The organism is Actinocrispum wychmicini (assembly GCF_004345645.1).
Taxonomy (GTDB): Bacteria; Actinomycetota; Actinomycetes; order Mycobacteriales; family Pseudonocardiaceae; genus Kibdelosporangium; species Kibdelosporangium wychmicini.
Genome location: NZ_SLWS01000014.1, coordinates 38,663 through 60,416, shown reverse-complemented (window position 1 = coordinate 60,416; position 21,754 = coordinate 38,663). Strand labels below are relative to the sequence as shown.

Genomic DNA, 21,754 nt, shown 5'->3' with positions numbered 1-21,754 from the left:
AGTTGATGGAAGGACGGGTTGGTCTGCCTGTGTTGGGGGCGGTAGTGGCTGGCCCTGGTGAGCTGTTTCCCTGGTTGGTGCGCGACGGCGCGGGACGTGAGGTCGAGCCGGTCGGCAACTATCTGCGGGATTTGATGCTCGGTGATGCCAGCGCGTTGACGTGCCGTAGCTACGCCTACGACCTGTTGCGCTGGTTTCGGGTGCTGTGGGCGGTGGACGTCGGCTGGGAGCGGGCCACCGAGGCGGAGACGGCGGCGCTGGTGGGTTGGCTGCGGTCGGCGCGTAATCCGCAACGCCGTCGGAGCAAGGAGGGTGGTCATCCGCCGGGGTCGGTGAATCCGGTGACGGGCAAGCAGGTACCGGCTGCTGGGTACGCTCCGGCGACGATCGCCCATAATCTGACCGCTGTTCGTGGGTTTTATGAGTTCCACGGGCATTTCGGGCGTGGTCCGGTGGTCAATCCGGTGCCGGAGAACACCGCTCGTCGTGCCGCGTTGGCGCACCGCTCGCCGATCGAGGCCATGCCGCGGTTTCGGCGTGCTCGGCTGCGGCCGAGGGTGCCGGTTCGCCGTCCGCGGGCGATCCCTGATGCGCAGTGGGATGCGTTGTTCGCGCGGATGGGCTGCACGCGGGATCGGGCGTTGCTGGCGTGTTACGTCTCCTCCGGCGCGCGAGCGTCGGAGCTGTTGGGAGTCAGGCTGGGCGATGTGGACTGGTCCGGGGGCCGGTTGTGGGTGGTTTCCAAGGGAAGCCGGGTCCGTCAACAGGTTCCGGTGTCGCCGGAGGCGTTGGCATACCTGGCCGCCTATCTGGAGGAGGCCAGGCTGCCGCAGGACAACGGGCCGGTGTGGCGAACACGCCGGGGTGTGGTTCGGCCGTTGACGTATTGGGCGGCGCGGCGGGTCCTCCAGCGGGCCAGCGACGCGCTGGGGGCGAACTGGACGCTGCATGATCTGCGGCACACGGCCGCGACCCGGCTGGCTCGTGACCCGGAGTTGACGCTGGTCGAGGTGCAGACGATCTTGCGGCACGCGCATATCACGACCACCGCCCTCTACACCGTGGTCGGTATCGAGGATCTGGTGGACAAGCTGGCCGAGCACTACCAGCGGCCCCGCCCGACGACGCGGTGGAACCCCGGCTATGACCCCGCTGATGTCGAGGCGGTGTTCGGTGCCCAGTGACACCGAGACCACCCCCGGCGTCGAGGCCGAGGCGGCCGTGGGGTTGGTGGCGACGGGCCGGGTCCGTCGGCACGAGTTCGTCTACGCGAACGACGACAGGTTCGCCCCGACGGCGCTTGTCCCGGCGCCACCGCCCCGGCCGGTCAAGCCACCCGCGCCGTTGGGCGAGTTGGCCACCGCGAGCGCGAAAGAGGTCGCGTCGCTGGTCACTGAGGCCCTCGGTGGCGCGCGGGACACCCGCAACCACAACCGTTGGGGCATACGCGGTTTGCTGGCCCACCTGGAGCGCTACCCGGGCCAGACCTGGCAGCAGCGTTGGGAAGCCGCAGGTCTGAATGAGCCGGGTGCCACCGTGACCGCGCAGGCGACGATGGTGAGTCCGACGCTGCGTCGTCGGCTCAACGCCGCGGCTGGGCATGCGTTCGCGGCGCGGCTGGTGCAGCCGAGCCTGCGTGCGTTCCGGTCTTACCTGTTCTCCTGCTATCCCCGGTGGTTTCGCACGGTCGCGCGAGATCCGTTGCTGGAGGATTTCTGCTCGCGGGTCGAGGCGCTGCCCGTCAGCCGGGAACGACACTACGACGCGGTGTTCGACGTGTGCTGCGCGCTGACCGTCTTCGGCATCGAGTTGGCTGACCTGACACCGGAAGCGTTGCTGCACTACGCCACCGAGTGCCGCAAGTATGGGCTGACGCGTGGGACACGCCCCGGCGACGGGTCCTTCGCCGGCACGCAGGCGTGGCCGGTGCTCTATGACATGGGGCAGTTCCCCGCGTCGGCTCCCCGCACCCTGCGGGTCGCGGTGACCAAAGGCCAACGCAGCATCAGTGAACTGGTGGACCGGCACGGGCTGCGCAACACCGAGGTGCGCGATCTGCTCGTCGACTACCTCACCCGCCGCGCCACCGAATTGGACTACGCCGCCACCGAGCACCTCGCGCGATATCTGGCCCTCACGTTCTGGAAGCAGATCGAGACGATCAATCCCAGCCAGGCCGACCTGCGGCTGGACGAGAACACCATCACTACCTGGAAACAGTGGCTGCGGACCCTGCCGGGCGGCCAGCCCCGGCTGAACGTGGACGGACCGATGGTGGCTATCCGATCGTTGTATCTGGACCTGCACACCTGGGCGGCGGCCGAACCAGAACGGTGGGCACGCTGGGTGGCACCGTGCCCCATCCGCGACGCTGACCTGCGCAAGCTCCCCGTTCGGCGCCGGCGGCTGCAGGAACGGATGGCCCACCGCACCCGCGAACGCCAGCCGCTGCTGCCGATCCTGTCCGGCCACGTCAACGACCACTGGAACAACATGCGCACACTGCTGGACGCAACCCGCGCCGTCGACATCGGCGAGCAGTTCACCGTCACGGGCATCACCTACCAGCGCACCGCCAGCGACCGCGACCGTCGTGAATGGATCAATCCCGAACACGCCCCGATCCGAGCCCTCAACCGCGACACCGGCGAACTGATCCGCCTCTCCCATGAGGAGGATCAAGCGTTCTGGCAGTGGGCCATCGTCGAAACCCTGCGGTTGGCGGGACTGCGTGTCGAGGAGCTGACCGAGCTGACCCACTTGTCCGTGCGCAACTACCAGCGCCCCAACGGTGAAGTCGTCGCGCTGTTGGTCGTCACACCGTCCAAAAGCGACCGGGAACGTGTGATCCCGATGTCCGCGGAACTGTTCCACGTCCTCGCGCAGATCATCCGCCGACACACCCGCGACCACGGCACCGTCCCAGTCGCGATGCGCTACGACACCCACGAGAAAATCTGGAGCCCGCCGCTGCCCTACTTGTTCCAGAGCCTGCGCAACTCCTGCCGTCGAGCCCTGTCCATGGAAGCGATCGCGGGCTACATCCGGAAAGCCACCAAAGCCTTGGCCCAGACACATCCGGAATTCGCCGGCATCACCTTCGCCCCACACGACTTCCGCCGCCTGTTCGCCACCGAACTGGTCAACAACGGCCTGCCGATCCACATCGGAGCCGCACTGCTCGGTCACCTCAACACGCAAACCACCTGCGGCTACGTCGCCGTCTTCGACGAGAACGTCATCGCTCACTACCAACAATTCCTGGACCGGCGACGGGCACAACGACCCGGCGACGAATACAACGCCCCCACCGCCGAAGAGTGGCGCGATTTCGAGGAACACTTCGACAAACGCCGTGTCGAGCTCGGATCCTGCGGACGGCCCTACGGAACCGGCTGCGCCCACGAACACGCCTGCATCCGTTGCCCCATGCTCTCGATCAACCCCAAGATGCTGCCCCGACTCGACGAACTGGAGCAGGATCTGCTCGCCCGACGCCGCCGAGCCGTCGCCGAAGACTGGCGCGGCGAGATCGAAGGTCTCGACCTGACGCTGACCTTCCTCCGCAGCAAGCGAACCCGCACCCAACGCGACACCCGGCTCGGCACCCCCACCGAAGTCAACCTCGGCATGCCCACACGCCGTCCCAACCAGTGAGCGCAAGCTCACTGACACGTGACCTGAGGAATCCCTGCGGCACCAGCCACGAGCAGGGAACAACACGAGGGCCATCACGCCGTCCCCTGTAGTGCAGAGAAGGTGATCACGCGCCGGACGGCCGTGGCGGTCCACCGCCCAGTCGGGCCTCGGGGTGGGTAGAGGCGCGGGTCGTTGTTGAGCCGGCGGGCGATCGCGGTGAACGTCAGGTGGTCGTCGGCGCGCCAGGTAAAGATGCGGGTGACGACGGCGGCGGTCTGCCAGTGCGGGACGAGAACGGTCCGGAGTGTGCTGTGTCCGGTCGGGTGGGTGACGCGGATGCGCAGGGCGCGGTAGCCGTACGGTGGTGGTCCGATCTGGTAGCCGGCGCGAACGATGTCGATCATGGCGTGGCGCGACCGTCGTGTGGTCTCGGCATGGTGGGCGGCCAGCACCGCCCACCGAATCCGGGTGCCGCGCGCGCCAGCCAATTCGACGCCGCGTGCGGCGCCGAGGTCGGTGTCGCGATGTGCGTTGTCCACCATGGGGTGGCCGCCGGTGGTGGTCGGCGCGGTGTCGCGGGGACGTGTCCACAGGGTTGTCCACAGTCGGGTCCACCAGCGGGGAGTGGTCTCGGCCAGTGGGGTGCCGGTGCAGTGGTGACGGGCGGCGGCACGCAGCGCGGTGCGCTTGCGGCGGAACGTCGGGTGCCAGCCGCAGGCGCGGCAGTGCAGGCGGGTGGTCATGCTGCTCGCCTCGCCCCCGGGTGGCCGCTGCCGTTGAGGCCAGAGCGGAGCGCGCGCTCGGCAGGCCACGGGATGCCGCCCGCTGCGCTGGCGAGTTCGGCGTCGTGGACGAGTTGGAACACAAGCACCTCGTGGTGCGCGGCGAGCGCGATCGGTGTCCCGGCGGCGCGAGCGCGGGCGGCGGCACGGCGTTCGGCGAGCGTCGCGCGAGTGATCAGCCGACGGCCGCGGAGGTGGGCGGTCAGGGCGAGGCCCCGGTCGACCGGGGCCAAGCCGGCGGCGGTCCCGGCGGCGATCAGCGGAGTGGTCAGGTCGACCAGCGACCCGTCTCTGTGGCGGCGCGGGCGGGCGACGACGACCAGGTGCCCGCCGGAGCGCAGCAGCGGCTCGCAATGAGCGAGCGTCGCGGCGAACTGGCTGACCGTCCGGTCAGGATCAGGGTCACGGTCCGGACCCGGTACGCGGTGCCGCGTGGTGGTGTCGGTCGGGGTGCGCAGGGTGGTCAGGACGAGCGCGACCCGCCCGACGAGGCCGGCGGCGCGGATGGTCGCCAAGGTCTTCGGGTGGGCGTCGAGCACGGACCCGTCGGGCCAGGCGCCGTGGGCCTTGGCGGCGGTGATATTGGCGCGGGCGATGGTCCACCACCGGCGGCGCGCGGTCAGTCCGACCGCGCGCCGGCCGGCGCGCAGTGCGGCGGAAAGGACGGTGCCAGTGCCGCAGTCGGGGTCCAGGACGAGGTCGCCGGGGCGGGTGTAGGTAGTGATCGCGTGCGCGGCGACGGCGGGTGGGATGCGGTCGGTGTCGGTGCTGGTCGCGGCGACGCAGCCGCTGTCGCGCAACTGGGCCGCGGGGTCGCGTTGCCCGGTCGGCCACACCGACAACCGGGGATCGGGCGGCTCCTCCCCCACTGGTTGGGGGAGTGGCCAGGACGACACAGGACGGTCAGTCATCGGAGGTCTCCCCTGGTGCCGGCGCTGTGGTGGCGGGCGGGCTGGCGGGAGAACACGAAGAGGTCCTTGTGCACGTAGGTGTGCCGCACCGGCGTGCTCGATGATCTCGGGGGGCTCGGGGAGCGATCACACGTGGCCGGGTCCGTGGGGACGAGCGCACCGTCGCGGACGGGCACGTGCAGCAGGGCGATGCGGTCGTGGTAGCGCAGTCCGGCATCGTGCGCGACGCGCACCAACGCTGCGGCGGGGTCGGTAAGCCGACCACCAGCATGGTGACTGTGCGTGATGACCGTGAGGGTGCCGGTCGGGGTGAGCAGCCCGGCCCAGTCGGTCAGGTGCAGTCGTTCGACGGTGTCGGGTTCGGCCGCGGTGATGATCATCTCGAACTGGTCCGGACGGTGGTGGGTCGCGGCCGGGTCCGGACCGGGCGAGGGTGCCGGCGACGACCCGGTGTGGTGGTCGACGGTCGGACTGACGGTGCGTGATCCGGGTCCGGACTCCGACTCAGCCCACGCGCCGCCGGGGCAGGTGTTGGGTGGGTGCTGGCGGGTGGGGATGGTGTGGGTGTCGATACCGCGGCCGAGTCGGACCACGGTCCAGGCGGCTTCCAACAGTCCGGCGTACGGGCCGTGCCGGGACTGGTTGCCGACTGGGTCGACCGGCCCCGTGGTGGGTCGAGCGAGTAGTGGAGTGGCGTCGAGGAGCAGGACGCGGTGGCCGGGTTGGGTGTAGGTGGTGACGATCTTGATGACGGCGGTGAGCAGCCAGCTGGCGAGCACGCCGGTGCCCTCGCGGGGGTCGTCGTTGGCGCAGGGCCAGACGGTGCTCGGGCGGGCTGGGCGCGGATCACGCTCCGTCCGGCGTGAGGCCCGGCGGCGGGCGGTGCGGGCGATGCGCCGCAGCGGGATCGGGGCCGGGGACGGGGTGGGCTGGCGGCGCTGTGGCGTGTCGTCAGGGACGTCGGTGTCGTGTGCTGGGGTCATCGCGGGTGTCCTCCAACGGAAAAGGATGCTGTGTTCGTTCTGTCACCCTCTAAACACCTGTTTTAGGCCCCGTTTTGGACACACCCAGCGGAACATTTTGTTGCAGGCTTCCGGCGGGTGGCGGCGATACGCAGGTCGATCGATTCCGACTACGGGGTCGTCGACGACAGTTCGGGACACGCGACCAACTGGGCGTTCCCGGTGTGTCCAGGGAGACTGCATCGAGTCTCGCTCAAGATCTTTTCACGAATTCCGAGGTTGATCTTGAGGTTGCCGTCGGGTGACGCCGTGCCAGCGGCTCTGCGGATACCAGAGCGCTACTAGAATCCCAGCTCACCGGCTACTAGACTCGATCACTCCCGGACCCACGAAGTGGATCTTGAACAGAGTGGCTCGCGAGGCGAAATAGTAGAAAAATAGTAGACCTAGAGCCTCGTTCTAGTAGCTCCGTGGTATTTCTCTGGTATTTCTCTGGTATCCACCCGTGTTTCCTGGCGTCGTTGTTGTTCACATCGACACCGTGGGAGACACAACCATGGCAGCGCAGCCCGTTTTCCGTCGCGAGCGCGACACAGTCCCGAACGCGCTGGATATCGCACGGGACACGTTTTCCTTGCTGGTGACCGGGCCCGATCCGGTATCGCTGAACGGCCGCCTGTACCCCGGATTGCCCGACCGGCGCCTCCCGCTGGACGAGGTGCGCGACCGACTGTTGGCGCGGCAGTGTCCGCAGGCCACCCGGGACGCGGTCTGGGCGCATCTGGTGCTGCGCGCCCGCACCGACAGCCCCACCTGGACCCTCGCCGCGGTCGGGGTCGCGCTACCCGCCTTGACCACCGCAGCAGCCCGCTTGTCGAAGCGGTTCGCCGGAGATCCGGGCGACGTGCACGCCGAGGTGCTGCGCGGCTTCCTGACCGCAGTGGCGACCGTCGATCTGCGTCGCCCGCGGATCATGGTGCGGCTGCGGTGGACGGCCTACCGGTCCGGGTACGCCGCGCTCGCCGAGGCACTCGGCGGTCCAATCCCGGTCGCACTGGGCTACCGGTCGGCCCCGCCGCACCCGCCGTGGGGACACCCGGATCTGGTGCTGGCCCGTGCGGTCGCCGACGGAGTCCTGACCCGGACCCAGGCGGATCTGATCGGCATCACGCGGCTGGAGTCGCTGTCCCTGGCGGACTGGGCCGCCGCCCGGAACATGACCGTCTGGGCGGCGTACAAGATGCGGGAACGGGCCGAAGCCAGGCTGCTGCGCTACCTGCGGGACGCCGCTGTCGACCAGGACGACACCGACCCGGTGACCGCCCAGGTCTTCACCTCCCTTGCGCTGACCCACCCCACCGCGCCCACGCACGTCACCCCAGGACTGTCACCCTCTGTAGACGCTCGGCCGGACGCGCACAGCGAAAAAGTTCGAGTCGGCATGTCCAAAACCGGCCCGAAATCCGGAGTTCAGGGCTGCGGGAGCAACCCGCGTTCCGCCCGACTCTCCGACGAGGTGCCCGCATGCGCCTGACCTACCATCCTCGCCCCGCGCTCGACCGGCCGCGCCGCATTCCGAGCGAGCCGTCCCGGCCGGCCACGCCAGGTCGGGCGACGCTCACTGCAGCGCCACACGCGAATAGTGCTCCGATGTCTGCCCACTACTCCCCGATCCGCCGCCGCGCCGCACGACCGCCGCGCCGTCCGCTGTGGATCCTCACCGCCGCCGTCCTCGCGCTCGTCCTGACGGCCGTCCCGGCACATGCGGACACGGTGGTGGTCGCGCTCGCGGCCGGGGTGACCGACGTGCTCAACAACGTCCGCAACTGGATCATGGGCATCCTCGCCGGCCTCGCGACCGTGTTCCTGTCCATCGGTGGCGTGCGGTACGTGATGGGCAGCGGCGACCCGGGCGAGATCGAGAAAGCCAAGACCGCGTTCAAGTCCGCCGGCTGGGGCTACGGCCTGGCCGCGCTCGCCCCACTGATCGTGGAAATCCTCAAAGGCATCGTCGGGGCCTGACCCGTGACGCCCGCCAGCACCCCACCACCCACAATCCGCCCGGCCCACCAGGCGGATGGCCCGAGCACGCCCACATCCGCCGCCACGCGGACCCTCCTGTCCCCGGTCGATGACGCCGTCGTCGCTCACGGCCGGGTGGTGCGTCGGGGCCGACGCGCGGGCCGACTGCTGGCCCTCAGCCTCGTGGTGGCCCTGCTCGGGGTCGTGGCGGTCAGCGCCTTCGCGCAATCCGCTCCGCCGTCGTCCGCGCCGTGTACCGAAATGCCGTGTGTACCCGCGCCGTCGACACCGGTGTTCCCCTCCCGACCCGACCCGTGTGCTGGGCCGGAGCCGCGGCCGGTGTTGTGCACACCGTTGCCGACCCGCCCGACCCCGCCAGTGTCACCCACCTCGACACCCTCGGGGTCGACGGCGCCGAGCACGGCGCCGGCGCCGTGTACCGGCGAGGACTGCATCCCGCAGCCGACTACACCCCCACCCGGAAGCGGCGGCCCACAGCAACCCGGCGCCGGCAACGGCGACAGCTCCGACTGCGGCATCACCGACATCGGCGCCTGCATCGCCGAGGCCATCAACTCGATGTTCCGCAGCCTGGTCGAAGCCGCCCTGTCGCCGATCCTGGACCTGCTCGGCTCCACCGTGCTGTCCACCCCCACGATCAGCGACCTGCCCGGCATCGGCGAGTTGTGGAACAACTCCTGGGGCCTGGTCGTCGCCGGCTACGGACTGTTGATCCTGATCGGCGGGATCCTGCTGATGGGCCACGAAAGCGTGCAAACCCGATACTCGATCAAAGAGATCGGGCCACGCATCCCGATCGCGTTCCTCGCCTCCGCGCTGTCTCTGTTCTTTGTAGACAAGATCATCCGGTTGGCCAACGCGCTGACCATCGGCGTGCTCGGCGACGGCGTCAATGCCCCCTCGCTCGGCCACACCCTGCAGGACGCAGTCGCCGGGATGGCCACCGGCGGGCTGTTCATCATCCTGACCGGACTGATCCTGGTGATCGTCGGCATGGGCCTGTTGATCGTGTACGCGTTCCGGCTCGTGGTCACAGTGATCCTGATCGTCAGCGGCCCACTGTTTCTGATGGGCCACGCCCTGCCACACACCGACCCGCTGGCGCGCTGGTGGTGGAAAGCGACCGGCGCGACCGTGGCCATCCAACTCGCCCAAGCACTCACCCTGATCACCGCCGTGCGCACGTTCCTGTCCGGCGGCGTGCACCTGTTCGGCTCCACCGGGTCCGCGTTCGCCACCATGATCGCCGCCATCGCCCTGTTCTTCATCCTGTTCAAAATCCCGTTCTGGCTACTGCGCGCAGTCAAGGTCAGCTCCGGCCGGTCCCTGCTCGGCGGCCTGCTGCGCGCCTACGTCATCGCCCGCACGTTCGGCATGGTCACCGGCCACACCCGCGCCCGCACCACCGGACGCGGCGCTCAGCACGGCAGCGGTAGCGGGGGCGCTGGGCAAGGCCAGCCCGCCACCGCCGGTGTCCCCACGACGTTGGGCCAGCGGCTGCAGCAGGGCGCCGCCGCGCAACGCCTGCGAGCCGCACGCCGCTCCCGGCTGCCCTCCCAAGCACCCCGGTTCCTGCAACCCCAACCCCAACAACCCATCCACAACCCCGCCATGATGCCCGCCACTCCGTTCCAGCCCGCCGCGCCCGGGTTCAGCTCCGCAAGCTCGACACCACCGCCCACCTCACCGTCGTCTACATCGGCCCCGCCGCCGCGTCCGACTGTGCCGCAGTTTCAGTCGGCCGCACCTGTACCCCCAGTGCCGCCGCCGATCCCGGTCCCGTCCGTGCCCCCGCACTTGCGGTTCCACCCAGCCACCGCGCCTCCCGAGCACCTGTCGCGACCAGTCCGACCGTCGACCACACAGCCACCGTCCGCGCCCGCGTTCCGGCCCGCCGATCCCCCACCCCGCTACGGCGACGCCCGCCCGCGCACCCCGTCCGTCCCGCCGACCGTGTTCCGCGCCCCGACCTTCCGACCACCACCCGCTGGAGGTGAGACTCGATGACCCAGCCCGTGCGAATCCCCGCCGTGGACCGCGAAGACCGCGTGATCGGCCCGCTCACCGCCCGGCAACTGCTCATCCTCGCCGTCACCGGGATCCTGCTCTACAGCGCCTACACCCTCACCCACGCGTTCCTGCCGCTGGCGGTGTTCCTGATCCTCGCCATCCCGATCGGCGCGACCGCCGTGTTTCTCGCCCTGGGCCACCGCGACGGTCTGTCCCTGGATCGGCTGGTACTGGCCGCAGTTCGACAGCGGCTCAGCCCGCAACACCGAGTGGCCGCGCCGGAAGGCGTCCGACCCGCGCCAGAATGGCTGACTTACCAGATCACCCTGGACGACGGCGCGACGAGATCCGCGACGAAGGGGCGTACGGCCTCCCGAACATCCGCCGTGTCGCAGGTGTCGCCGGCGGCGCTGCGGCTGCCCGCCGAGGCCGTCACCGACACCGGGGTGATCGACCTCGGCAAGGACGGCGTGGCCGCGGTCGCGGTGTGCTCGACGATCAACTTCGGGCTGCGCACCCCGGCCGAACAAGAGAGCCTGGTCGCCTCGTTCGGACGCTACCTGCATTCGTTGACCGCACCGGTGCAGGTCCTCATCCGGGCCGAGCGGCTGGACCTGTCCGGGCAGATCGCCGAGTTGCGCGAGCAGGCCGGCGGGCTGCCGCACCCCGCCCTGGAACACGCCGCCCGGGAGCACGCCGACTACCTCGACCAACTCCGCCGCGCCACCGAACTGCTCCGCCGCCAAGTACTGCTGATCCTGCGCGAACCACTGCACGCCACCACACCCACCGACGGGCTCGGCGGCGCATCACCCCTGGCCGCGCTGACCGCCCGACGTAAAGCCGCCAAGCACGCCGGTCTGGTCGACGAGGCCGGCCGCCGAGCTGCCGAGGCCCGGCTGGCGCGGCGACTCGGGGAAGCGATGGAACTGCTGTCGCCGTCCGGGATCACGATCACCCCGCTGGACGCCGGGCAGGCCACCGCGGTGCTGGCCGCCGCCTGCAACCCCGACAGCCTGATCCCACCATCCGCAGGGCTCGCCGCCGCGGACGAGGTCATCACCACCGCACCCGACCAGGAATGGGACACCAGCGCATTCGGCCACTCCATCCTCGCCCCCACCGACCAGGGTCCGGATCAGGCCGAGGACGCCTGGGACGACAGTTTCGACGACGCAGCCGACAACCCCGACGACGACCGCGACCACCACGCCGGGCGGAGGTACCGCCGATGACGAAATCCCCGCGCCGACACCCCACAACGCCAGCCGCGCCACCGCTCGGGCGGGCCGGGGCATTCACCCCGGACGCCATCTCGATTCGCCCGCGAGCGGTGGAAGTCGGCGGCGAATGGGTCGCCTCATTCGCGATCACCGGCTATCCCCGCGAGGTACATCCCGGCTGGCTCCAACCCCTGCTGACCTATCCAGGCCGGGTCGATATGTCCCTGCACATCGAACCCATCGACCCAGTCACCGCAGCCAACCGACTGAAAAAACAGCTGTCCAAACTGGAGTCCGGGCGACGGCAGATCAGCGAGAAAGGCCGGCTGATCGACCCGCACGTCGAAGCCGCCACCGAGGACACCTACGACCTGTCCGCGCGAGTCGCCCGCGGCGAGGGCAAGTTGTACCGCATGGGGCTGTACCTCACCGTGCACGCCCCCACCGAGCACGCCCTGGCCGACGAGGTCGCCGCCATCCGGTCCCTGACAGCCAGTCTGCTGCTCGACGCCAAACCCACCACCTACCGCAGCCTGCAAGGCTGGATCACCAGCCTGCCCATGGGCCTGGACCTGCTCGGCATGCGCCGCACCTTCGACACGTCTGCGTTGTCCGCGGCGTTTCCGTTCACCAGCCCGGACCTACCACCGCCGGACCCAGCATCGGTCTCCGCACCACACGGCGTGCTCTACGGGTTCAACGTCGGCTCCCAAGGGCTCGTCCACCACGACCGGTTCGCCCTGGACAACCACAACTCGGTGATCCTCGGCCGCTCCGGCGCCGGCAAGTCCTACCTGGTCAAACTGGAACTGCTGCGGTCGCTGTACCGCGGGATCGAGATCCACGTCATCGACCCCGAAGACGAATACGCCCGCCTCGCCCACGCCGTCGGCGGCACCTACGTCCACCTCGGCGCCGACCACGTCCGCCTCAACCCCATGGACCTGCCCATCCACACCCGCCCGGACGGGCGCCGCACCGCACCCCGCGACGCCCTGATCCGCCGCTCCCTCTTCCTGCACACCGTCATCGCGGTGCTGCTGGGCAGCGACCTCGCCGCGACCGAACGCGCGGCGCTGGACCGGGCCATCACCGCGACCTACCAACGGGCCGGCATCACGTCCGACCCCCGGACCTGGACCCGCCCCGCGCCCCTGCTAGCCGACCTCGCCGAGGTACTCGCCGACACCGGGGACCCAGCGAGCGTCGATCTGGCCGCCCGGTTGCACCCCTACCTGCACGGTGCGTTCTCCGGGCTGTTCTCCGGCCCCACCACCACCCGCCCCGAAGGCCACCTAGTCGTGTTCTCCCTGCGCGATCTCGCCGACGAACTCAAACCCATCGGCACCCTGCTCACCCTCGACACGGTCTGGCGGCAAGTGTCCAACCCGGCCATCCGCAAACCACGCCTGGTCGTGGTCGACGAAGCCTGGCTCCTGATGAAACAACCCGCGGGCGCCGAGTTCCTGTTCCGCATGGCCAAAGCGTCACGGAAGCAATGGGCCGGCCTCACGGTAGCCACCCAGGACACCGCCGACGTGCTCGGCTCCGACCTCGGCAAAGCCGTGGTCGCCAACGCCGCCACCCAGATTTTGCTGCGGCAAGCCTCGCAAGCGATCGACGACATCACCCGCACCTTCGACCTGTCCATGGGCGAACGACAATTCCTGCTCACCGCCGACCGCGGCCAGGGCCTCTTGTCCACCGGCACGCAGAGAGTGGCCTTCCAGTCCATTGCCTCACCGGTCGAGCATCAGCTCGTCACATCGAATCCAGCGGAACTCGCCGAATATTCAAACGAGCCATCGGGAATTGACACGTCGTTCGTCGAACTCGGAGACGGCGCGCTCGTCGAGGACGATGCGGCACCGATCGAACTCGACACACCCTAACCCATCCACCGCATCACGCGGGCGCGTCCCACCCGGATTCACCGGATAACCTTACGGAGTTACTCATGCCCACACCACAACCCGCAGACGGTGTCCGCCGTCCGACTCGCCTGTTGACCCAGAACAGGGAAATGCGCAAGATAGGCGCATGGAACTGGTCACTTCCCGCGTGGGCAGGGCGACTGGCTGACGGTCGAACATTTGTGACATGCCCCTCGGCCGGTATTTGCGGCAGCCTGTGTTACGCCCGGCACGGCACCTACACCTGGCCCACAGTTCCCGCGAAACACGAAGCGAACCTAATGTTCGTACTCGATTTTTCCGGCCGCGGTGGTCGCGAGGGTGGTTGTGACCTGCTGATCAGCATAGCGGACATGTTCGCGACGCGTTCCGCGTGGGGTTGGCTTGCTTGGCCCGATAGTGGTCAGAACCCCGCCGGAGCGCGGGGTTCTGACCACCAGTCAGGACAGGACGGCCGCCGCGCACTCGACTTCAAGGGCGGCGATGCGCTTGTCGGCGAACCTGACGTTGTCTCGTGCTGCGCCGAGTTTGTTCTGCAGCTCTGTGTTCTCGTTTGTCAGCAAGCGAACCTGCTTCTTCAGACTGCTGTTGTCGTTGACGACGCGGGTGAGGTCCTCTTCGGTCCAGTGTGTTTGCAAGTCACGGATATGGCCGAGGAGTTCACCGATTTGGTTGCGCTGGGCGAGGATCTCGTTGTGGGCAGCCTTGAGTGCGTCCTCCGCGTTGAGCGCCCGTTCCTTCCAAGCCGCGTCCAACGTGTCTCGCTCATCGCGCTGATCGTCGGCTCGGCGACCGGCGGCTCTGCTTATCGCACCGTCGATCAGCGCTCGCGCCCGCGTGTGTTCGTAGAGGAACGTGCGGGAGACGCCTGCTTGCCGAGCTACCGCTGCGAATGTGACGGCCGTCCGGGACCGGAGCATGTGGTCAAGGGTTTCCTCGATTCTCAGCAGTCCTGCTTCGGCGCGTTTGCGGCGGGCGTCCAGGGCCGCCGCGGTCTGTGGGGCCGGAGGTGAGTCCGTCATTGCTCGGTGTCCGTCCCGTCGGTCGGTTCGATGTCGGCGCCGCCGGCGACGGCTGCTGCGAGGTCGGAGGCGCGGAAGGCGGTGTTCCAGATCCGCTGGAAGTAGTCCTGCGGTCGCCGCAGGTCCAGCGCCAGGGCGTCATCGAGGAGGCCAAGGCCTGCCAGCGCGCTTTCCAGGCCGTCGATGGCTCGCGACGTGGGCGCGAAGACCTGATGCAGGTAGTCGGCGGTGGTGTCGTCCGGGGCTCGCTCGGCGATCGAGCGCCATTGTTCGCGCTTGCGGCGCCAGTAGAGCAGGTCTGCGCCGGAGATGACGAACTTGTCGCAGCCCTCGCAGTTGAGGTTCCAGGGGCAGCTTCCGCCGTCCACGACCGGTTGGAACGTGCAGAATCCGCCCTCGGCAGGGGTGCTGCGGCGAGAGAGATCGATCGACAGTGCTTGGGCCTGCGCCTTGCTCAGCCCGTCCTTCGGCGAGGCCACCAGCTTTCCGGGCGTGGATGCGCCTGGGCCGGCCACCCAGACGTGTTGCAGGACGTCCTCGATCTCGGATGTCGCGACCTTGGTGTAGTGCTCTGCCATCCGGGTACTGACCTGGCCCAGGTACTTCTTGATGTGATGCAGCCCGGCGCCGTGTCGCAGCAGGTTTGTCGCCACCGTGTGTCGCGCTTGGTGCGGAACGCACTCTCCGAGGTCGAGTTCGTCGATCCAGTTGCCGAAGCAGGTGTTGAACCAGCCGTAGGAGAACGCGCGAGTGGCGTGCGGATTGCGTATGTGGCTGGGGAACAGCGCCAGCCCTGGTCGTTCTTGTGCCGTCGCTGGCCGTCCGAAGCGATCCTCGAAGAGGACCAGGGTCTTGCGTTGCCGTTCCTGCAGCAGCTCGTAGATGCGCTCCGGAATGCGGATCGCTTCGTCGTAGTTGCCGACCTTGGTTTGGTCGTGCCAGAGCAGCGCCAAGCCGCCGTAGCGCCCGATGCATTCCAGCCGCAGGTCCAGGACCTCGCGGCAGCGTCGTCCGGTGACGATGATCGTTTCCCAGGCGTCGCGGATCCCGCGGTCGTTCTCGTCGTAGTCCTTGGCCAGCCGTTGCAGGTTGTCTTCGTCGGCCAGGGCCCGTGCGACCTCGTCGGTGAACGGGTTACGGGCCTTCTTGGACGAACTCCCGCCGAACGGCATGGCGATGATGAACTCCCGCGGCAGCCCCAAAGTGTCTGCCTCGCCGCTGTCCAGCGCGCCGCGCAGGATTCGCCGGCATGCGTTGAACAGCACCCGCTTGGTGTTTTCCGATACGGTTCCCCGTTCTGTGCCCCGGCCTCGCGTGATCCCAAGCGATGGCAGGTTCCCCCGTGCTCGCTTCGCCTGGTCGGCCACGAAGCGCAGCATGTCGTCCTCGGTCAGCTGTCGAGGATCGTGCCCGCCGCCGGGCGCGGTGATTTCCAAGAAGGCGCTCAGTTCCACGCACGCGCGACGCGCGGCGTCCACCGGGCCGCTGCTGCGAGGTCCTTGCGGGGAACGGAACAGGCGAGCGAGATAGTCCCAGAGCAGGTCACGCAACCAGCGCTGAGAAACCGCCGTCAGGTCGAAGTTGCTAAACCGGTTTTCGAACCGGACGCCGAAATGTTCGGTCTCGATGTAGCCGGCGTCCTTGGTCTCGGCCGGGGTGAAGTAGATCAGCTGCAGCTCGCGCCGCATCTCGCGCAGCACGTTATCGCAGCCAAAGACGCTTGCCGGGATGTCATCGGTCAGCAGCGACGTGGCGCCGCTTTCGCGGGCCGCGTCCACGATGAGCTGGATCCATCGCAGATCCCATATCGTGTGTGTCTCCCGTTGGGTGTGGGCGAACAACCCGTAACGGACTTCCGCTTGAACCAGCGGCGGGAGTCCACGCAGGTTGGTCCGGCCTGGCCGGTTCACCGCGGCGACGGTCGAACACCACCGGCGGAACAGCGATTCGTCGGCGTAGAGAGCCTTCACCGTGCGTCCCGACCGTTCGGTGTACTCCCAGCGCGGCGGGAGAGTCGCGGCTCCCGGACTGCCAGCGCGAGTGTAGGCGTCGCGATGCGGCGGACACAGCCTCAGCGCGCTGGCCGCGAACGCCGAACAGACCTTCACCCGACACTCGCCATAGGACGGCAAGGAGGTCTCCCCTGCCCGCCAGGCTTCGGGGTCTGGCCTGACACCGTCGCGCCGCAGCGCGATCTGCCACCGATTGTTGTGCCGATCGCACAGATCCTTGCTGTGGACGGTGGTCGGCCGGTGCAGGCAGATACGGCAGTGTGTCGGTTCGGCAGCGAGAATCGTGACCGACGGGCCGGCGGTCCGCGAGAACTCGAACCGGCTTCCGCCGCCCACCTTGACTTGCGCCCACTCCTTGATGTGCTGGTGGCACATGTCCTTGCGGCCGGTGCGAGGCGAGTCACAGGACACCACCGAGCATTTCCACGCGAACACCCGGTGCTCGGGCGGATAGCGGACGATGTCGTCGCGGTAGAACGCTTCGACGTTCGGCCCGTTCAACAGCGTGGTCAGCAACTCCAGGCGATCCCGCGACTGCCGGCGATCGGAACCGTCGACCACCGTCAAGGGCAAAGTGGACTCCGTCACGCGTGCTCACCCCATGCCTTACGCAGAGCCAGATCGAAGGCGGGATCGTGAATGTCAACGTGTGCGTAGATCTCGTCGACGACCTCGGTCGACGCCCAGCCTCCCGCGTCCCGGGTGATCACCAGATTCCCGTCGGACGCGTCCAGAACAGCCGTCGCGAACGAATGGCGAAAAGCATGCGGACGAATCACACCCAAACCAGCGCGGACACCAGCCCGCCGAATCATCTTGCGCGCGCCCTCCGGAGCCCACGGCAACCCTCGGTCGGCGCCATGCAACTGGACGAGCAACATCCCATGCGCCGCGTCACGCGGGTATTCCGTCATCATGTAGGCGAAGTACGAATGGATCATCGCGGGGCTGACACGTTTGATCAGCCCGCCCCGGATCACCCCGTCCTGCAACGTCCACTCGTGCTTCGTCTTCGCCCTCGCCTGATTCGCCAGCCCATCCCGGTGACACACATGCAGGTGCGGGGCACGGCACTCCGCGCATCCCGCGTTCTCCCGCAGGTGCAAGTCCGCCAGATGGAGACCACACAGTTCGCCGATGCGCAAACCGCCGTCCGACAACCAGTCCACGACCAAGCGGTCCCGGGCGGAGTTCATTGCTGGCCCCAACGTCGCGCGGGCATTGTCCGGCAGCATCTTCGGGTGACGACGTCGGATCCTTTTCGGCGCCAACGGATTCGCGGGAAGATCGCGAGACAGGTGCCCCAGCAGGGCACGGTCACGGTCGGCTTGGGTGGGCATCCTCCGACGGTTCAACATCTCGGCCAGCCCAGAGTTGGCCCCCGCCGCGGCCTGATGGAGGTAGAACCCCTTCAGACAAGATGCGGCAGAACTCAAAGCACTGTTCCCGTATGGGCGCTGCCCCGTCCGCCACGGGTTTCCCAGGGGCATCGCCACTTTCGCGCCAACCGCGCCCATGTAGCGTTCCAGGTCCGAGAACTCCACGGACTCCGGCGTCAGCTTCTCGCTCTCCAACCACCGCAGGTGATCCACGAGCAGATACGCGTACGGCCGGTCAGAACCGCTCCCCGCGTAGGTGGCGAGGTATCTATCCGCCGCCGCATGCACCGACCCGCACGGTTGCAGGATCGTGTACGAACGACGCCCATCTCGATGCTTCACCGTCTGAACCCTGAGCTGGCCCAGCAACAACCCGCGTGCCACATGTCCTCCGTACCGACCGATCGCAACATGGCGAACACCACGATGCAGGCCGGTAATGATGCACGTGACGCCGCAGGCCACAACCGCAGGCGTACATCCCGAACACGGTCAACCCAGGCCGGAAAATTGGATGATCCGCCCGGGTGGGAAACAGCAATGATTACCGAATTGGGTGCGGCGAAATTCTCCGGCGCGTGGCTCAGAATCCATGACAGCGGAGATTTCTTTTCCGACGCCTATGTCGCCGCGTGGCGTCGTATTTTTCGTGCCCGACCGGACACGAACTACTACGCGTACACCAAGGAGGTCGACCGGTTTCGCCGTCTCCTGGAACCCGACCCGCCCCCGAATTTCCTCTGGGTCTACTCCTACGGCGGCACCCAAGACTCCGCGCTCGACCCCGAGAAGGATCGCGTCGCTGACGTGTTTCCCGACGAGCGCAGTATCGCCTCGGCCGGGTGGGCCTCCCAGGAGGCCAACGACCTGCTCGCGGTGCTCGGCCCGCGCCTGGTCGGCATCCCGGCCAACCGCATCCCCGTGTACCTCAAACGACTGGCTGGCCGACGGTTCTCCGAATGGCAGGCCGAGGTCGACGCCGAACGCGCCGCCCGCCGCAGCCGACGGCACCTGCGCCTGCTGCCCGCCCCGCGTCCGCAGTCTCAGTCACAGCCGGAACAGCCTGGCGCGGTCGCCCCCGCCCCGATGCCGGCCGATCAACCACGCGCCGCCTGACCCAGGCCCGACTGTGTCCCGAGCCCGTTGCCGCCTTGCCGAGGGAGATTCCTCCATGTTCTGGCCAGCACACCAGCCTGCGCCAGCGGTCCGGTGACCGTGCTCGCCTCACCGCTGGGTGAGTACTTGCGCGATCCGCTCGGCGCGGTGCGACACCTGCTCGGCGAGCTGCGGGATCTCGCCCTGGCCTGGGGTCCGATCGCCGGGCCGGTGCTCACGGTCGCCGTGACCGCCGCGGTGATCGCCCGCCGCCGATGGCGCCGCCGCTACCACGCCCGGCTGGTCGCCGACGCCCGGCTGATCACCGTGCTGGCGCCGCCCACGGCGGACCCGACCGGCGGGATCACCGTATGGTCCAACCTGGTCGGCCTGTTGCGGCCCGGCTGGTTGCGTCGCTTCAGCGGACAACCCCATCTTGCCTTCGAGTTCGTCTTCGACCGTGATGCTGTGCAGATCCGGCTGTGGGTGCCCGGCCTGGTGCCGCCGGGCATGGTCGAGCGCGCCATCGAAGCCGCCTGGCCCGGCGCACACACCCGCACCACCCCCGCCCGGCCCCCGATCCCGACCGCCGCGCCCACGGGCCGGCGGATCGAGGCCGTCGGCGGTGAGCTGCGGCTGGCCCGCTCGGAGGCGCTGCCGATCCGCACCGAGCACCCGGCCGACCCGATCCGGGCACTGCTCGGCGCTCCGGTCGGGCTTGGCCCGCACGAGCGGGCCTGCGTGCAGATCCTCGCCCGCCCGGTCGCCGGCCACCGGGTGACCACAGCACGCCGCGCCGCCCGCCGCGTGCACACCGGCGGCTCGGTCCACCTGGCCGGCCGGCTGCTCGACATGATCACGCCCAGCACGACCCCCACGCCGTCCACCCACACACGGACACCCGGGCTGGATCGGCAGACCAGCCTGGAGTTCGCCGCGCAGGACCGCGCCGTGGTGGACAAGCTGCGCGCCAACCAGTTCGAGACCCGGATCCGCTACGCCGTCGCCACCACCGTGCCCCAGCACACCACCTCGGGCGAGGTCCACGCAGTGCGGGAGGTGCTACGGGGCCGCGGGCACGCGATCGCCTCGGCGTTCGCCGCCTACTCCGAACACAACCACTACCGACGCGTCCGGCTCCGCAACCCGGTCACCATGCTGGCCGACCGCCAACTCGGCAAGGGCGATCTGCTCTCCATCCCCGAGTTGGCCGCGATCGCGCACCTGCCGATCGACGAGGCCACGCCCGGCCTGCAACGGGCCGGCGCGAAAGCCGTACCGCCCCCGCCCGGCATCGCCACCACCGGCGAACTGATCAAGCCCCTCGGGCTCTCGGACTCCGGCCATGCCCGCCCGGTCGGCCTCCGGGTCGCCGACGCCCGCCACCACCTCCACGTCCTCGGCGCCACCGGCTCCGGCAAGTCCGAACTCATGGCCCGGATGATCCTCACCGACGCCCAAGCCGGCCGCGGTGTCGTCGTCATCGACCCGAAAGGCGACCTCGTCTCCGACATCCTCATGCGCCTGCCCGAGCACGTCGGGCCCAAAGTCGTGCTGTTCGACGCCGACTCCCGCACACGCCCGCCCGTGCTCAACCCGCTGGACGGCGTCGACAAGGCCCGCGCGGTCGACAACCTCGTATCGATCTTCTCGCGGATCTACGCCTCCTCCTGGGGGCCACGCACCGACGACATCCTGCGCGCCGGCCTGCTCACCCTGACCGCGATGCCCGACACACCGACCCTGATCGATCTGCCCAAACTGTTGACCGTGCCGGCGTTTCGGCAACGGGCCTGCGACCAGATCCACGATGACGTCCTCAAAGGCTTCTGGTCCTGGTACGACGACCTGTCCGACGCCAGCCGCGCTCAGGTCATCGCGCCGCTGATGAACAAGCTCCGCGGCTTCCTGCTACGGCCCTTCGTCCGCGCGGCCATCGCTGGCGGAGAATCCACAGTGGACATCGACGACGTGCTGAACACCGGCGGCATCTGTTTGGTGCGCATCGCCCGGGACGCGCTGGGCATAGAGACCGCGCGGCTGGTCGGCTCGATCGTGGTCGCTCGCACCTGGCAAGCCGCAACCCGCAGAGCCCGCATGCCGCAGCGCCACCGCCGCGACTGCGCCCTGTACGTGGACGAGTGCCACAACTTCCTGAACCTCGCCTACCCCTTGGAAGACATGCTCGCCGAGGCCCGTGGCTATCGGCTCTCGATGGCGTTGGCGCACCAGTACCTCGGGCAGCTGCCGAAAGAATTGGACGAAGGTATCAGCACCAACGCCCGGTCGAAGATCTTCTTCAACGCCTCCCCCGAGGACGCGAAGCGGCTCGCCCGACACACCATGCCGCGGCTGTCCGACCATGACCTGTCCCACCTCGGCGTCTACCACGTCGCCGCCCGACTCGTCGTGGGCGGCGAGGAAGCACCAGCGTTCACCGCGGTGACCGAGAAGCTCCCGCCCGCGATTCCCGGCCGCGCCAAGGCCATCCGCAAAGCAGCCAGAGTCAACACCCGCCCACCCGCGACCACCACCACGAGCCAGCCCGAACAGCCACCCGCGGACCCTCGCCGCTCCGCCTAGTCCATCAAACCCCTTCCTCCGCAACGCATGCGGGACCCGACAGTGCCGCCTGCGCATCCTCACCGACCCCCAGACTGGTGAAGGGACGGTATTCGAACCGTGGACTATTCTCTGGCCCCGCCTGCGCTTGGCCCGATCGCCGCGCCACGCCCGACCATGACAGCTCGGCGGGATCATCGA

At 68.7% G+C, this 21,754-nt stretch carries 15 protein-coding genes and 1 pseudogene; 10 read left to right on the top strand and 6 right to left on the bottom strand.

Annotated elements, in window-relative coordinates; all coding sequences use genetic code 11:
* Positions 1-44 precede the first annotated feature (44 nt).
* Both EV192_RS45225 and EV192_RS45220 read left to right on the top strand, forming a co-directional pair.
* The gene (locus EV192_RS45225) at positions 45-1,184 is read left to right on the top strand and encodes a tyrosine-type recombinase/integrase (RefSeq protein ID WP_243727485.1); all 1,140 of its coding nucleotides are present in this window, start codon (positions 45-47) and stop codon (positions 1,182-1,184) included.
* Positions 1,174-3,657, top strand: coding sequence for a tyrosine-type recombinase/integrase (locus EV192_RS45220; RefSeq protein WP_207926751.1), 2,484 nt, complete (start codon positions 1,174-1,176; stop codon positions 3,655-3,657). Before EV192_RS45225 ends, EV192_RS45220 begins: the two co-directional genes overlap by 11 nt.
* Positions 3,658-3,731: 74 nt before the next feature.
* On the opposite strand, the gene EV192_RS45215 is transcribed toward EV192_RS45220, so the two are convergent.
* Genes EV192_RS45215 through EV192_RS45205 form a run of 3 tightly spaced genes read right to left on the bottom strand, consistent with a single transcriptional unit; the run spans position 3,732 to position 6,315 of the window.
* The gene (locus EV192_RS45215; protein WP_132124943.1) at positions 3,732-4,382 is read right to left on the bottom strand and encodes a recombinase family protein; all 651 of its coding nucleotides are present in this window, start codon (positions 4,380-4,382) and stop codon (positions 3,732-3,734) included.
* The gene (locus tag EV192_RS45210) at positions 4,379-5,332 is read right to left on the bottom strand and encodes a DNA methyltransferase (RefSeq protein ID WP_132124942.1); all 954 of its coding nucleotides are present in this window, start codon (positions 5,330-5,332) and stop codon (positions 4,379-4,381) included. The genes EV192_RS45215 and EV192_RS45210 overlap by 4 nt, the downstream gene beginning before the upstream one ends.
* Positions 5,329-6,315, bottom strand: coding sequence for a hypothetical protein (locus EV192_RS45205; protein WP_132124941.1), 987 nt, complete (start codon positions 6,313-6,315; stop codon positions 5,329-5,331). Before EV192_RS45205 ends, EV192_RS45210 begins: the two co-directional genes overlap by 4 nt.
* A gap of 535 nt (positions 6,316-6,850) precedes the next feature.
* Between EV192_RS45205 and EV192_RS45200 the strand changes: the two genes are divergently transcribed.
* From EV192_RS45200 to EV192_RS57020, 6 genes and pseudogenes are all read left to right on the top strand, one after another.
* Positions 6,851-7,828 (top strand): hypothetical protein, encoded by a 978-nt coding sequence (locus EV192_RS45200; protein ID WP_132124940.1) that lies wholly within the window; start codon positions 6,851-6,853, stop codon positions 7,826-7,828.
* A 116-nt stretch (positions 7,829-7,944) separates the two neighbouring features.
* Positions 7,945-8,316, top strand: a complete 372-nt coding sequence (locus EV192_RS45195) for a pilin (protein WP_243727484.1) — start codon at positions 7,945-7,947, stop codon at positions 8,314-8,316.
* Between the two features lie 138 nt (positions 8,317-8,454).
* On the top strand, positions 8,455-10,344 hold the full coding sequence (locus EV192_RS45190) for a TrbL/VirB6 family protein (protein ID WP_243727483.1): 1,890 nt from the start codon (positions 8,455-8,457) through the stop codon (positions 10,342-10,344).
* Positions 10,341-11,582, top strand: a complete 1,242-nt coding sequence (locus EV192_RS45185) for a PrgI family protein (protein ID WP_132124938.1) — start codon at positions 10,341-10,343, stop codon at positions 11,580-11,582. Before EV192_RS45190 ends, EV192_RS45185 begins: the two co-directional genes overlap by 4 nt.
* Positions 11,579-13,462, top strand: coding sequence for a VirB4 family type IV secretion system protein (locus tag EV192_RS45180; protein WP_132124937.1), 1,884 nt, complete (start codon positions 11,579-11,581; stop codon positions 13,460-13,462). The genes EV192_RS45185 and EV192_RS45180 overlap by 4 nt, the downstream gene beginning before the upstream one ends.
* 65 nt (positions 13,463-13,527) lie before the next feature.
* A pseudogene (locus tag EV192_RS57020) lies at positions 13,528-13,779 on the top strand (GP88 family protein); the annotation flags it as partial.
* Between the two features lie 144 nt (positions 13,780-13,923).
* On the opposite strand, the gene EV192_RS45170 reads toward EV192_RS57020, so the two are convergent.
* From EV192_RS45170 to EV192_RS45160, 3 genes are all read right to left on the bottom strand, one after another.
* The gene (locus EV192_RS45170) at positions 13,924-14,505 is read right to left on the bottom strand and encodes a DUF6262 family protein (RefSeq protein ID WP_132124936.1); all 582 of its coding nucleotides are present in this window, start codon (positions 14,503-14,505) and stop codon (positions 13,924-13,926) included.
* The gene (locus EV192_RS56460) at positions 14,502-16,475 is read right to left on the bottom strand and encodes a tyrosine-type recombinase/integrase (RefSeq protein WP_243727481.1); all 1,974 of its coding nucleotides are present in this window, start codon (positions 16,473-16,475) and stop codon (positions 14,502-14,504) included. The genes EV192_RS45170 and EV192_RS56460 overlap by 4 nt, the downstream gene beginning before the upstream one ends.
* Before the next feature lie 626 nt (positions 16,476-17,101).
* Positions 17,102-18,238 (bottom strand): tyrosine-type recombinase/integrase, encoded by a 1,137-nt coding sequence (locus EV192_RS45160; protein WP_424923439.1) that lies wholly within the window; start codon positions 18,236-18,238, stop codon positions 17,102-17,104.
* On the opposite strand from EV192_RS45160, the gene EV192_RS45155 reads away from it, so the two are divergent.
* Both EV192_RS45155 and EV192_RS45150 read left to right on the top strand, forming a co-directional pair.
* The gene (locus EV192_RS45155) at positions 18,179-19,012 is read left to right on the top strand and encodes a GP88 family protein (RefSeq protein ID WP_424923434.1); all 834 of its coding nucleotides are present in this window, start codon (positions 18,179-18,181) and stop codon (positions 19,010-19,012) included. The genes EV192_RS45160 and EV192_RS45155 overlap by 60 nt on opposite strands.
* Positions 19,013-19,105: 93 nt before the next feature.
* A complete protein-coding gene (locus tag EV192_RS45150) occupies positions 19,106-21,574 on the top strand; it encodes a helicase HerA domain-containing protein (RefSeq protein ID WP_165960941.1) in 2,469 nt (822 codons plus the stop codon).
* Positions 21,575-21,754: the final 180 nt, after the last annotated feature.

What these genes read in the sequence shown, in the direction of transcription:
- EV192_RS45215 (WP_132124943.1), bottom strand. Translation starts at nt 4,382, where the DNA reads ATGACCACCCGCCTGCACTGCCGCGCCTGCGGCTGGCACCCGACGTTC.
- EV192_RS45210 (WP_132124942.1), bottom strand. Translation starts at nt 5,332, where the DNA reads ATGACTGACCGTCCTGTGTCGTCCTGGCCACTCCCCCAACCAGTGGGG.
- EV192_RS45205 (WP_132124941.1), bottom strand. Translation starts at nt 6,315, where the DNA reads ATGACCCCAGCACACGACACCGACGTCCCTGACGACACGCCACAGCGC.
- EV192_RS45200 (WP_132124940.1), top strand. Translation starts at nt 6,851, where the DNA reads ATGGCAGCGCAGCCCGTTTTCCGTCGCGAGCGCGACACAGTCCCGAAC.
- EV192_RS45195 (WP_243727484.1), top strand. Translation starts at nt 7,945, where the DNA reads ATGTCTGCCCACTACTCCCCGATCCGCCGCCGCGCCGCACGACCGCCG.
- EV192_RS45185 (WP_132124938.1), top strand. Translation starts at nt 10,341, where the DNA reads ATGACCCAGCCCGTGCGAATCCCCGCCGTGGACCGCGAAGACCGCGTG.
- EV192_RS45180 (WP_132124937.1), top strand. Translation starts at nt 11,579, where the DNA reads ATGACGAAATCCCCGCGCCGACACCCCACAACGCCAGCCGCGCCACCG.
- EV192_RS45170 (WP_132124936.1), bottom strand. Translation starts at nt 14,505, where the DNA reads ATGACGGACTCACCTCCGGCCCCACAGACCGCGGCGGCCCTGGACGCC.
- EV192_RS45155 (WP_424923434.1), top strand. Translation starts at nt 18,179, where the DNA reads ATGCACCGACCCGCACGGTTGCAGGATCGTGTACGAACGACGCCCATC.